The sequence below is a fragment of the Kribbella turkmenica genome, assembly GCF_004348725.1.
GTDB lineage: Bacteria > Actinomycetota > Actinomycetes > Propionibacteriales > Kribbellaceae > Kribbella > Kribbella turkmenica.
In genome coordinates this window covers 1-11,504 of the sequence record NZ_SMKR01000028.1, presented here as the reverse complement: position 1 = coordinate 11,504, position 11,504 = coordinate 1, and the positions used below count along the sequence as shown (strand labels likewise).

Here is an 11,504-nt window from a genome sequence, read left to right as displayed (position 1 = left end):
CACGATGCCGAACGGAGAGCGCAAGTCGCGCGGGCGGGAGTACTCGTCACAGCGCATGCGGAGATATTCAGCCAGCGAGGTGGCGCAGGGGTCGATCGCCGACAGTGTGACTCACACGTTACGAGAGGCCATTCTGCGAGGCGACCTGCCATCGGGAACGTGGCTTCGAGAGTCCCAGCTGGGCGAGGAACTCGGAGTCAGCCGAACTCCGGTCAGAGAGGCCATCTTCAGGCTCCAGAATGAGGGCTTGGTGGCGCGGACGAGCTCGGGCGCGATGGTCAAATCGCTCGGCCTCGATGACATCCTGGCGATTTACGCGGTGCGGGAATCGCTTGAGTCCACCGCCGCACGACTGGTGGCCACGGCGGGCAACACGGAACTGGTCGACTCACTCAACGAGTTGCATCAGGAGATGTGTCGCGTCACCGATGGACCGGATGCCGCCCTGAAACTGGCCGACCTCAACCTGGAGTTTCACGCAAGAATCGCGCGAGCGACCAACAATTCCTATCTCCAGCGATTCCTCGGCGAGGTTGAACTCGTGGTTCGGCGCTTCAACCGCGCAGGGTATGCGGATCCGAAACACATGCAAGTGACCCTCGAAGAGCATCGCAGAATCATCGATGCCATCGCGGCGCAGGATCCCGACGCGGCTGCCAACGCTGCCTTTGATCACATGCGCACCGCTCGGCAAATGCGACTTCGCGATCTGGTACCACAAGCCGTGAAGGACGCCTTGGCTTAGACAGTGGGTAGTGGCCGCCGGCAGGGAGGGCCAGCGGGGGTGGAGTTCCGCCCGGACGGGACCTGCGGGCTGTGGGTGCCGCACGACGGCGTAGACCTTGTGGCTGAAGTTCAGCCGCATGTGGCACAACCAGATTCGCCTGCGAACGCTTCCGGCGGCACAGTCAGGCCGCTGGCACGTGATTTTCCGACGGCACCGTAGGCTTCGGCGAGGCGAGGCCCCTACCGGCGACCTGGACATCGGTGTCTCTGGATTCCACATCGTCGCCTTCGAACCCGTGAACCTTCGCCGGCGGCGAGGTGGACCACTCCGAAGCGGAGATCGAACCAGCCGGCACGACGCCGCAGGGGATACCTGAGGCTCCAGCCGCGGGTCTGAAGCTAGCGAAATGGATGAAGCCAACCGCGCCAGGTCCGCACCCGCTCCACTGATCGGGGACGCCAACGGCGTCATCAGGTGTCGCATAGAACGCCGATCCCTGCACTGCTCCGGGGACACAGCCTACGATCTCGCCGACTCGCTCGACTCTCGGATGAGGCTGGAGTGCGCGGAGCTGACGCTCAAGGTGTGTTGGACCCGTTCGTGCCCAACGCACCGGTTGGGCCACGGCGCTGTCAGGCACGGACGGTCACGGCCTACTACGGCGACGCGACAGACGAGCACCTCGGCACCGCGGGTTCCTTCGCCGGTAGAGCACCTTTACTCAGAGGCATGCGCCGTCACGGAGGCCTGGGCGCGCCGCTCGAGTGACAGGGATCGCTACTGCTCCAAGGCGCGGTCCTCGGCTCGGCCGGCCCAGATGCCTCGTGCGTGTCGGAGGTGGGTGTCCATGATGTGTGCTGCTTCGTCGCCGCGTCCTTCGAGGATCGCGTCGAGCAGGGAATCGTGCTCGCGGGTGGATTGCATGAGGACGTCGGTGCCCGCGACTCGATCCAGGCCGTAGAGGCGGCTTTGGTCGCGGAAGGTGCCGACGAGTTCGAGGAGACGCTGGTTGCCGAGGTGCGCGAGGATCCCCATGTCGAAGTCGCGGTCGTTGTCCAGAAAGCCGACCCAGTCGCCTGAGCCGACGCACCTCTCGCTGCGGCAAGCTCTCGAAGTTCACCAGCCTCGGTGACCAGTTTCCGTTCCGCTATGGAGCGTACGGCGGCGACTTCGACCATCCTTCGGACCTCGACGATCTCGTCGAGGTCGTGTTCGGTCATCGGGCGGGGACCGTGGTCCCGGGCGAACGACTGCCGTCGATCCGGACGGTCGCGCGCGGGCTCAACCTCTCCCCCACCACCGTCTCCGCGGCCTGGCGCCTGCTCGCCCGGGCGAACCTGATCCATCCCGACGGTGCCCGTGGCACCGTCGTCGCGGAAGGCGCCGGGCAGGGACCGGTCCGGCATCGCCGTGCCCTTCTGTACGAGGCGAAGTTCGAAGTCGACCTTCTCGACCGGCCTCCCGGACGCGGAGTTGCTGCCGGACCTGGGGCCTTCGCTGCGACAGGTCCCGCGGAGCGGCCCGCTGGAGAGCTTCCTGGCCGAGCCGATCGTGCCGGAACTGCGCGAACACCTGCGGGCGGACTGGCCGAGCCCGGTCGAGATGCTGACGATGGCCGACGGCGCCACCGACGCGCTGGACCTGATCGCGCTGACCCTCCTGCAGTTCGGTGACCGGGTCGCAGTCGAGCACCCGAGCTACCCTCCGCTACTCGACCTGCTCGAGGCGACCGGCGCGCGGATCGTGCCGATCGACGTGGACGACGGACCTGTCAGCGCCTCGTTCGCGGACGCGATCCGCGCAGGCGTCCGGGCAGTGTTCCTGCAGCCCCGCGCGCGCAGATCCCGACCGGCAGCTGCCTCACCGAGGAACGGGCCGCCGAACTCGCCACGGCACTCGCGGACCAGGACGTCCTGGTGGTCGAGTTCGACCTCGGCGGCGGCATCGCGACCACGCCGATCGTCAGCCTCGGCGCCCGTGTTCCGGACAAGACCGTGCACATCAGGGAGTACTCGGAGTCGCACGGCCCGGGCCTGCGGCTCGCCGCCGTCGGCGGACCGGTTGCGGTGATGGAGCAACTGATCCGACGCAGGCACCTCGGCCAGGGCTGGACCAGCCGGCTACAGCGCACGACCTGAAAACCCCAGCCCTGGCGTGCGAGATAGACCGCGATGTCCGCGTACTTCTCTCGTGTCCGCGCTCGGCCGATGCCGACCGCCTGGTGGACAACCTTGCGGCCAACATCGCCCGGCGCCATCCAGTCACAATCGCCGCGGGGCGACCGGCGGCCAAAACCGCCGAAATCGACCGCACCCTCAACGAGGCCCAGCAGGTCGTGGAATCTGTCGACCCCGACGCGACAGACCGAACGGTTCACCGTCTCGAAGACGTCCACCTCCGTGGTCTGCTCACCCTGCTCGGCGACGACGAACGTCTTCGCCTCTTCGTCGCGCGCGAACTGGACCCACTCAGGGACCACCCCGTACTTCTCGACGCCGTCCGTGCCCTCGTGCGTCACCCGACGAGCAAGTCCGAAGCGGCCGCAAGCCTGCACCTCTCCCGGCCGGCCTTCTACGACCGCTTGGCCAAAGCCGAACGACTTCTCGGCGTCGACCTCGACGATCCGGACATCCGGGTTTCCCTACACGTTGCATTGGTCGCCAACGACCTCGGCGCTCGGCCCCGGAACGCATGACTGTGTCCGATCGGTCAATGCATGGTCTGGCAATCCTTCGACAAGTCAGTCGGCGTAGGCCACGACCAGCGCCGATGCTGCCTCGGCAGCCTCCTTCTTGGCTATCGACAACGGATCTGGAACGTCGGCGAGCACTCCCTCGGCGAGAAACACTGCGTGCCCGTGTGCGCAGGCCGCGACGGCCAGGACCAGCCTGCGCGCCTGTTGGTGATCAGCACACAAGACCCGCGCTGGCGTGAACAGCTCCTCGAACAACGCATCACCAGCGTCGGCAAGCGCAGGGTAGCGAGCCTTGTCGAGGCCGGCAGCAAAGGTGAGTTCGAACAGCGCTGGCTGGTTGGCAGCGAACTGAACGTAGGCGGCGGCGAAATCTGCGAGTTGTCGCCGGGCATCGGTGGTTCTGCCCATGGCCGCGCGATAGTACTCGCGTTGCTGCCTGTACGCACGCACCGCCAGAGATGCCAGCAGGGCCTCACGGCTCGTGAAGTGTTTGTAGGGCGCGGCCACACTGACGCCGGCTCGACGGCTGACCTCGGCCATTGTCAGCCCGGCGGCACCATTGGAGACCACCACCTCCAGCGCCGCCTGCTCCAGAGCATGACGCAGGTCGCCGTGATGTTGGCCGCTGGGTCGCTTGACGTTCTTCGTCATGGAGGTAAGGTTAATACCACTTACCTGGTTAGTGCTATTAACCTTCATGGGAGACCACCATGCCTGAAGTTGACCTGAGCCTGGACGTACATCACACCAGTCTGTCCGTCGCGAACCTTGATACGCAGCGCGATTGGTACCAGCGCGCGCTCGGACTCCACGAGGTCATCGAGGAGTTCCAACTCGACGAACCGCCCGTGCGCACTGTGGTGCTGAAATCGAGCTCAGGTGTGCGCCTCGAGCTCATCGAACGGGCCGGCGCAAGCCGGAGCCGCGACTACAGTGACCCACTGGACGCCGCAAATACGCTTGGATTCGGTCACTGGGCTGTCTCAGTCCGCGACGTCCGGACGGCGTACACGACGATCGTCGCCGCCGGCGGCACTGGCGTGTGGCCACCGGCCGATGCGGTAGAACCGGGCGCTCGGTTCGCCTACATCAAGGATCCGGAGGGAAATCTCATCGAACTGATCCAGCCGCCCGTTCGGCGAAGCGGAGCTGTCGTGCACACCCCGCGCACGTAGTCCGTGAACTCGGCCACGACAGCATGAGGGTTCGAGATCGTCGGATGCTGTCGTGGGCGGAGCACGATGACGGTCAGCAAGGACTGCCTGACGCCAATGCAGCTGCACCGGGTACGTCGTCGGCGTTAACGGCCAGCTTTCGCGCCGGGAGTCAAGTTTGAGTTTGGGCTGATATGAGCGACGCCGGGCGTTTCGTGAACGTTCGGCGTGGTTGGGACTGCCCCGAGTTCAGTTGACTCGCGGGGTTTGGTGGTTCAGGCCGCGAGTGCGACGGGTTGAATTGTCTCAAACTCGATGGGAGTGAGTTTGCCGAGGCGGCGTTGTCGCCGAAGGCTCCGACCCGGCCCATCGAACCGCGCAGTTGGTGTGTTTTGAGGACCCGGACGTATTTCCTGGACCGGAACTGGCTGCCGCGGTCGCTGTGAAGGATCAGCCCAGCTGCGGGCGTGCGCAGTGCGACTGCGTTACGCAGGGCGGCCACGGCCAGGGACGCTTTCATGCGCGAACCGATGGAGTAGCCGACGATCCGGTTGGAGTAGACGTCCTTGATCGCGCACAAATAGAGGTTGCCTTCAGCGATGGCGTGTTCGGTGATGTCGGTCAGCCGAACCAGGTTCGGCGCGGGTGCGGTGAACGCCTTCTTGACGAGATCGTCGTGCACGGGCGGGCCGGCTTTGCGGTTCAGGCAGCGTTTCTTGGAGTGGATCGACCAGATCGGCTCCTGGCTGCACAGCCTCGCGACTCGGTTCTCGCCCGCGGAGATGCCCTTGCCCGGGAGTTCGCCGGCGATGAACCGGTAGCCGAAGCCAGGGTCGTCGCCGTGAACTTCGCGGCCGCGTCGATCAGGTGCGCATCATCCCAATCTCCTTGTGTGACAGAGCATGCGCGCCATTTGTGGAAGGCTTGTTTGCTGAAGCCGAGCACCCGGCAGGTCACCACGACAGCGATACCGTCGACGGCTAGATCAAGGACCAGCGGGTAACTCATTTCGGGTTGATGTCACGGGCGAAGTAGGCCGCAGCCCGGCGCAGGATCTCATTTTCCTGCTCCAACTGCCGGTTGCGCTTCTTCAGATCGCGCAGCTCGGCCGACTCCTGCTGCGTCGCACCCTGGCGGTTGCCGTCTTCGATATCGGCCATTTTCCTAGCCAACGGGTCAGACACGACTGAGAGATCCCGAAGTCCTTCGCGATCTGCGTCAGCGGCGCCTCGCCCTTACGGGCGACAGCGACCACGTCACGACGGAACTCCTCAGGAGACGCTTTCGGCATGACAGACATCCTTCCAGCAAGGACCCCAAAGTCCTCACAGATCAGGAGTCAACCAAACCGGGGGCAGTCCCTCCGTCGAACCGGGTCACCCCAGTCAACACCCGATCCGGGTAATCTTTCAGCGGGTCAATCGGAGGTGATCCCGCTCTTCAAGCCAAGCATCCATCGTGACGTCGCCGGCGATGAAGTGGCGAACGTTGACCCGGCTTGCGGCCGTTCCGGCTTGTAGCACCTTGGGGAGGTCGGCCAGTCTGGTGCCGGGTTCCTGCAGTACGGCGACGATTCCCGCGATGAAGGAGTCGCCGCTGCCGGCGGGTGCCCCGTTCTCTATCTCTGGTGGACAAAGGGCCCCTACCTCGCTGGAGGTTGCGGCGCAGGCGCCCTCCGCACCGGCGGTCACGATGGCCAGGCCTCCAGTCAGTTGGGCAAGACGAGTTGCGAGTGCGGTGGGTTCGTGAGACGCATGGGGAGCCAGTGCGGTGGCGGCCTCGTCGACGTTGACCTTCACGATGTCGGGGCATTCTTGCAAGGCGTTGGCGAGCGCCTCGCCCTCGGAGTCCACGATCACCGTCAGGCCGTACTGCTTACCGAGTCGGACCCAATTCGCGAACAGCCGCGGGTCGCCTCCGCTTGGCAGCCGGCCTGAGATCACGAGGAAGTCTCCGAGGGTCAGCTGGTGCAGGGCGCGTGTGAACGCGGCGTCCATGCGGGCGTCGTCTTGTGCGGTGCGCGGAGGTACGGGTTCGTACACCTCCGTGACACGATGGGTCGCTTCGTCGAGCAGGCACGTGCACTGACGGGTATTGCTCGAGCCGACGACCAGCTCCGCGCAGATGCCGTCCCGCTGGACCAGCGTCCGCAGGGCTTCACCGGTGTGCCCACCGACCTGGGCGACGACGTGCGTCGCGACCTGCAGGCCGGTTGCGGCCCGGGCGACGTTGAACGCCTTACCGCCCGCCAGTTCGAGCACTCGGCTGGGCCGGTTCACGTTGCCGAATTCGTATCGGGGTAGCCAGAGGTATCGGTCGAGCGAGGCCGCCACACCGACGCACAGCAGTCGACGAGTCATCGGACGGCCTGTAGGCCTTGGAATGTCGCCGTCATGGGCCCGTGCTCGGCGATCGCGGCAGCGGCCACCTGTGCGCCGAACCGCGCCGCGGTGACCGGGTCGCCATCATCCGCAGCTGCCGCGATGAACCCGGCGGCGAAGGAGTCACCGGCGCCGTCCGTGTCGACCGCGGCGACCGGTTCAACGGGCACGCGCACGTCGGGATGGCCGGGAGCGTGGACGGTGGCACCGTTCTTGCTGTCGGTGACACAGACCACCGCACCAGCCGCAGTGAGTTCTGCCGTCTCGATGCCGAGGGCCCCGAGTTCGCCGGCACTTGGCAGTACGACGTCCGCGGCCCGGATCGCAGCGCGCAGCCGTTCGAGCAACTCCGGCGCCAGCGACTCCGGCCGCACATTGGGATCCACCGAAACCCGGGCGCCGGAGCGCCGGGCACGCTCCAGGGCCTCGAAGGCTGCGTCGGGAAGAGTGCCGCCGAATATGAGCGCGCTTCCCGACAGATGCAGCCATCGCGCGCGTTCCGGCAGCTCACCGAGATCCGCCGAGGTGACGGTCGTGGCCGCGCTGTCGTCGACGTGAAACTCGAAGGTGCGCTCGCCTCCGCGGTACGTGATCCGCGCCCACGCGGTTGGTTCGTCGGCACGGATGGCCAGGTGACTCACATCGACACCGGCCGATCGAAGTCCTTCCCGCATCACCTCGCCGTGGCGGTCCGCGCCCACCGCGCCGACGAAAGTGGTGGCAAGTCCGAGCCGGGCGGCGACGTAGGCGCAGATGGCCGGCGAGCCGCTCGGCCACGGACCCGAGAAGGCGGCTGCGGCGTCATCGGTGACGTCTCGCTGGTAGGCGACGATGGGCTCTCCCACGATCAGCAGCATGGATTGCCTCGCAACGTCACAGAAGCTCGCCGGCGGTCTCGGCCGACTCGCCACCGTGGACGACTGACCGCAGGCCGGCGAGTACGGCGGCAGGATCCGGCGCCCGGAAGACGCGCCGTCCGAACATCACTCCCGCGGCCCCGGCCGCGATGGAGTCCTCGGCCAACCGCAAGGTGGCGGTGCCGTCCTCACCGCCCGGTCCCCCGGCCACCAGGATCGGGGCGAAGCAGGTCTCGGCGACCGGCTGGAACGACTCGGCGGAGCCGTTCCAGAGCGCCTTGACGACGTCCGCGCCGATGTCCGCGGCGATGCGGCAGTACAGGCTCATGACCTCCGTACTCAGCGCGGCCTCGTCGTCACCCTCCAGGGCCGATCGAGGTTCGATGATGACGCCGATCCCCCACTTCTCGCAGTCGCGGACGATCCGTGCGTTGCGATCGATCTCCGCTCGCTCGAGAGTGGAGTCGCGCTGCCCGACGTACAGATAGGTCATCACGGCATCGACGCCTGCCGCCGCAACCTCCTCGATCGAGGCCAGTTGGGCGAGAACTCCTTCGCTGCGGCCGTCCTTGCCCGGCGTGTAGGTTCGGCGGCCGACGTTCTTCCAGTCCAGGTGCAGCACCAGTCCCGGTCGGTCCCGGCCCACGAAGTGGTCCTCGAGGTGGGGCAGCATGCCCGGGCTGACCATCACCGCGTCCGCCTGCTGGAGCTGGTCGAACACCTTGCGGATCTCGGGCAGCGTACGCAGACCGGCGGGCGGTCCGCTCATCACGCCGTGCGAGGCGGCCACGACCACGCCACGGCCGTCGACCGGATCGAGGACGCGGCCCAGGCGGACCTTCTTGCCGGTACGGGAATCCATGGATCAGTTCTCCAATAGTCGGTCAGGCGGTCGGGCAGTCGAAGCTGTAGAGATACTTCTTGACCTCGGCGCTGCCGAGGTTCTTCGCGGTGGCGACGAGTGCACCGGTAGTCACCTTCTTGGTGACCTCCTTGTCCTGGAGGGCGTTGATGGCCTGCCGGGCAGCCTCGATCCCCTCGTCGTAGGGCTTCAGGACGACCTGCGCGGCCACCTCGCCGTTGCGGATCTGCTCCACGCCCGGCGGGTTGGCGTTGAAGCCCACGATCGTCACCTTGTCGCTCGCACCGGCGGACTTCAGCGCGGAGACCGCTCCTTCGGTGTTGAAGGCGGCCGTCGAGAAGATGCCGGCCAGGTCCGTGTTGGAGGCAAGTGTCGCCGACACCACAGAGGCGGCCTTCTGCACACTGTTGTCGGTGTATTGCTGCCCCAGGTACTTCACACCCGTGACTGCTTTGATCGCATCGGCGAACCCCCGTTCGCGTTGGTCGGTGGTCGTCACCCCTGCGGTGAGGTTCACAGTCAGCACACTTCCGGCCCTCCCACCGAGCAAGTCTGCCATCGTCTTGGCCGCGACCTTGCCCGCTTCGACGTTGTCACTGGTGACCTCGGCCTCCGCGATAGACGGGTCGTCCAGTGTGGTGTCGACGAGGACGACCTTGATACCTCGGTCGACAGCTCTCTTGAGCGGGGCGTAGAGCGCCTTGGAATCGGTCGGGGCGATGATGATCGCGTCCGGGCTCTTGGCGATCACCGCTTCCAGAAGAGGGATCTGGTCGGTCGGCGAGAACGACTTGGGAGCCTGTACCTCGACCCGGGCGCCGCTGTCGTCGGCCACCGATTTCACCCCGCAGGCGACCGAGCCGTAGTACGCGTCGTTGGCCACGCCGGGGATCAGTGCGATGTCGTACCCGCCGTCCGCACTCGCACTGTCGTTGGATCCACAGGCGGCCAGCGACATAGTCGCAGTCAGCGCCGCGAGCGACAATGCCGCGGCCCTTCGGTTGATCTGCATGGGATGTCCTTTCCTGGCGCCCGACACGACGGAGCCATGAGGATGGTTTCTGTTTCCGGGCGAGGCGACGGTGCCCGATTTCGCCAGTCGTCGTCGGGCGGAGGACGGCGACGTCATAAGGACTAGGTGCCGGGACGGCGCCGTCGGCGCCACTGGTCAAGGTAGACGGCAACGACGAGCACGACTCCGACGGCGGTGTCACGCCAGAACGAGTTGAGACCGGCGATGACCAGACCGTTGGCGAGTACCGCGGGAATCAGGACGCCGACGACGGTGCCGAACACGGTGCCGATGCCGCCGAAGAGACTCGTCCCGCCGATGACGACGGCGGCGATCACGCTGAGATTGTCGGTGGCATGGCCGGCGAGCGTGGTGGAGCCGTACTGGGAGTAGCTCATGATGCCCGCGAGACCCGCGAGTGAGCCGGCGATCGAGTACACGGAGATGAGGTGCCGGTCGACCCGGATTCCCACCCGCCGGGCAGCCTCGGCATTCGATCCGATCGTGTACGTCCTGCGCCCGAAACGTGTGAAGGCCAGCACCAGTCCGCCCACCAGCGAGACCAGGAGCGCGACAACGACCAGCCAGGGAACACCGGCGAGGCGACCGACGCCGAGCGTGTCGACAAGCTCCGGCGGGACGTCCTTGGCGTCGTTGCCGTTGGAGATCACCTGGGCCAGGCCCTGCGCTGCGCCGTACGATCCCAGCGTCGCGATCAGCGCAGGCACCCGGAGTTTGGTGACAACGATCCCGTTGATCACACCCCATGCGGCGCCGGCGGCGACGGAGACCAGAATCCCGATGATTGAGGCACCCCACCCCTCCGGCCCGAGCGCGATCATCACCTTGGCGGACACCACACCGGAGAAGACCAGGACAGAACCGACCGACAGGTCGACGCCGCCGGTGATCAACACGAACGTGGCGCCCACGGCCATCACCAGGAGGAGGGACGCGCCGATGAAGATGTTCCAGATGTTGTAGGAATTGAAGAACGCGCGCGCGTCGATCGCCGCGAAGATCACGACCATCGCGGCCAGGACCATCGTGATGTCGGCCTTGGGACCGGTGAGCACCCGCCACAGCGAGCTGCGGCTGCTCTGCCGGCGCTGTTCCTGCCCCTTGGGCGCAGTATCCACGGCGGTCATGCGGCGTCCTCCTGCTCGAAAGCCCCCGTCATGGCCCCCACGATCTGCTCCTCTGTCGTGTTCCGCCCATCCAGCCGTGCGACCCTGCGCCCCAGGCGCAACACCTCGACCCGGTCAGCGACGGCCAGGACGTCGGGAACGCTGTGGCTGATCAACAGGACGGACCTTCCCGAGTCCCGGACCACACGGATGAGGTCGAGTACTGCCCTCGTCTGCGGCACACCCAGCGCCGCGGTCGGCTCGTCCATGATCACCAGCCGATCGCCCCAGGTAACCGCACGCGCCACCGCCACGCTTTGCCGCTGTCCTCCGGACAGGGCCGCCACGGGAGCACGAAGGTCCTTGATCGCCACGTTCAGGTCCGTCAGGAGACGACGCGCCTCGGCCAGCATCGACCGGCTGTCGAGGACTCCCAACCGCCCGAGCACGCCGGAGCGAAGTCGTTCACGCCCGAGGAAGAGATTCGCTGGGGTGTCCAACTCCGGAGCGAGCGCCAGGTCCTGGTACACGGTCTCGATACCCAGCGCCTGGACCTCGCGCGGGTCCAGCCCGCCGATGTCCTGCCCGTCGAACGTGATCGACCCGCCATCGGGCGCGTAGACCCCGCAGATCGTCTTGACCAGCGAGCTCTTCCCCGCACCGTTGTCGCTCATCAGGGCGACCACTTC

The 11,504-nt window shown here is 66.4% G+C and carries 13 protein-coding genes and 1 pseudogene; 5 read left to right on the top strand and 9 right to left on the bottom strand.

Going from position 1 to position 11,504, the window contains the following annotated elements; translation table 11 throughout:
* Nucleotides 1-4: 4 nt before the first annotated feature.
* On the top strand, nucleotides 5-745 hold the full coding sequence (locus E1218_RS08855) for a GntR family transcriptional regulator (RefSeq protein WP_132318143.1): 741 nt from the start codon (nucleotides 5-7) through the stop codon (nucleotides 743-745).
* Between the two features lie 759 nt (nucleotides 746-1,504).
* On the opposite strand, the gene E1218_RS38170 is transcribed toward E1218_RS08855, so the two are convergent.
* Nucleotides 1,505-1,786, bottom strand: a complete 282-nt coding sequence (locus E1218_RS38170) for an FCD domain-containing protein (RefSeq protein ID WP_132318222.1) — start codon at nucleotides 1,784-1,786, stop codon at nucleotides 1,505-1,507.
* A 149-nt stretch (nucleotides 1,787-1,935) separates the two neighbouring features.
* Here E1218_RS38170 and E1218_RS38165 point away from each other — a divergent pair, with 149 nt between their 5' ends.
* The 3 genes from E1218_RS38165 to E1218_RS37115 all read left to right on the top strand — a co-directional run bounded on the left by E1218_RS38165 (nucleotide 1,936) and on the right by E1218_RS37115 (nucleotide 3,422).
* Complete coding sequence (locus E1218_RS38165; RefSeq protein WP_165949190.1) at nucleotides 1,936-2,400, top strand: GntR family transcriptional regulator; 465 nt, start codon at nucleotides 1,936-1,938, stop codon at nucleotides 2,398-2,400.
* Nucleotides 2,401-2,643: 243 nt separating this feature from the next.
* Complete coding sequence (locus E1218_RS37120) at nucleotides 2,644-2,865, top strand: hypothetical protein (RefSeq protein ID WP_165949188.1); 222 nt, start codon at nucleotides 2,644-2,646, stop codon at nucleotides 2,863-2,865.
* On the top strand, nucleotides 2,835-3,422 hold the full coding sequence (locus E1218_RS37115) for a PucR family transcriptional regulator (protein WP_132318218.1): 588 nt from the start codon (nucleotides 2,835-2,837) through the stop codon (nucleotides 3,420-3,422). Before E1218_RS37120 ends, E1218_RS37115 begins: the two co-directional genes overlap by 31 nt.
* Before the next feature lie 45 nt (nucleotides 3,423-3,467).
* Here E1218_RS37115 and E1218_RS08835 read toward each other — a convergent pair whose 3' ends face one another.
* A complete protein-coding gene (locus E1218_RS08835; RefSeq protein ID WP_132318141.1) occupies nucleotides 3,468-4,073 on the bottom strand; it encodes a TetR/AcrR family transcriptional regulator in 606 nt (201 codons plus the stop codon).
* 59 nt (nucleotides 4,074-4,132) lie between these two features.
* Between E1218_RS08835 and E1218_RS08830 the strand changes: the two genes are divergently transcribed.
* A complete protein-coding gene (locus E1218_RS08830) occupies nucleotides 4,133-4,597 on the top strand; it encodes a VOC family protein (protein WP_132318139.1) in 465 nt (154 codons plus the stop codon).
* A gap of 313 nt (nucleotides 4,598-4,910) precedes the next feature.
* Here the strand turns inward: E1218_RS08830 and E1218_RS08825 are convergent.
* From E1218_RS08825 to E1218_RS08795, 7 genes and pseudogenes are all read right to left on the bottom strand, one after another.
* Nucleotides 4,911-5,867: pseudogene (locus tag E1218_RS08825) on the bottom strand (IS3 family transposase); the annotation flags it as partial.
* A 118-nt stretch (nucleotides 5,868-5,985) separates the two neighbouring features.
* A complete protein-coding gene (locus E1218_RS08820; protein WP_132318137.1) occupies nucleotides 5,986-6,936 on the bottom strand; it encodes a 1-phosphofructokinase family hexose kinase in 951 nt (316 codons plus the stop codon).
* A complete protein-coding gene (locus tag E1218_RS08815) occupies nucleotides 6,933-7,814 on the bottom strand; it encodes a carbohydrate kinase family protein (RefSeq protein ID WP_132318135.1) in 882 nt (293 codons plus the stop codon). Before E1218_RS08815 ends, E1218_RS08820 begins: the two co-directional genes overlap by 4 nt.
* Nucleotides 7,815-7,830: 16 nt before the next feature.
* A complete protein-coding gene (locus E1218_RS08810; protein WP_132318133.1) occupies nucleotides 7,831-8,676 on the bottom strand; it encodes a class I fructose-bisphosphate aldolase in 846 nt (281 codons plus the stop codon).
* Nucleotides 8,677-8,698: 22 nt separating this feature from the next.
* Complete coding sequence (locus tag E1218_RS08805) at nucleotides 8,699-9,688, bottom strand: ABC transporter substrate-binding protein (RefSeq protein ID WP_165949189.1); 990 nt, start codon at nucleotides 9,686-9,688, stop codon at nucleotides 8,699-8,701.
* A gap of 122 nt (nucleotides 9,689-9,810) precedes the next feature.
* Nucleotides 9,811-10,836, bottom strand: coding sequence for an ABC transporter permease (locus E1218_RS08800; RefSeq protein WP_132318129.1), 1,026 nt, complete (start codon nucleotides 10,834-10,836; stop codon nucleotides 9,811-9,813).
* Nucleotides 10,833-11,504 (bottom strand): ATP-binding cassette domain-containing protein (locus tag E1218_RS08795; RefSeq protein ID WP_132318127.1); only part of this gene is annotated, 672 nt, incomplete at its 5' end. The genes E1218_RS08800 and E1218_RS08795, both read right to left, overlap by 4 nt.

What these genes read in the sequence shown, in the direction of transcription:
- E1218_RS08855 (WP_132318143.1), top strand. Translation starts at nt 5, where the DNA reads ATGCCGAACGGAGAGCGCAAGTCGCGCGGGCGGGAGTACTCGTCACAG.
- E1218_RS08835 (WP_132318141.1), bottom strand. Translation starts at nt 4,073, where the DNA reads ATGACGAAGAACGTCAAGCGACCCAGCGGCCAACATCACGGCGACCTG.
- E1218_RS08830 (WP_132318139.1), top strand. Translation starts at nt 4,133, where the DNA reads ATGCCTGAAGTTGACCTGAGCCTGGACGTACATCACACCAGTCTGTCC.
- E1218_RS08820 (WP_132318137.1), bottom strand. Translation starts at nt 6,936, where the DNA reads ATGACTCGTCGACTGCTGTGCGTCGGTGTGGCGGCCTCGCTCGACCGA.
- E1218_RS08815 (WP_132318135.1), bottom strand. Translation starts at nt 7,814, where the DNA reads ATGCTGCTGATCGTGGGAGAGCCCATCGTCGCCTACCAGCGAGACGTC.
- E1218_RS08810 (WP_132318133.1), bottom strand. Translation starts at nt 8,676, where the DNA reads ATGGATTCCCGTACCGGCAAGAAGGTCCGCCTGGGCCGCGTCCTCGAT.
- E1218_RS08805 (WP_165949189.1), bottom strand. Translation starts at nt 9,688, where the DNA reads ATGCAGATCAACCGAAGGGCCGCGGCATTGTCGCTCGCGGCGCTGACT.
- E1218_RS08800 (WP_132318129.1), bottom strand. Translation starts at nt 10,836, where the DNA reads ATGACCGCCGTGGATACTGCGCCCAAGGGGCAGGAACAGCGCCGGCAG.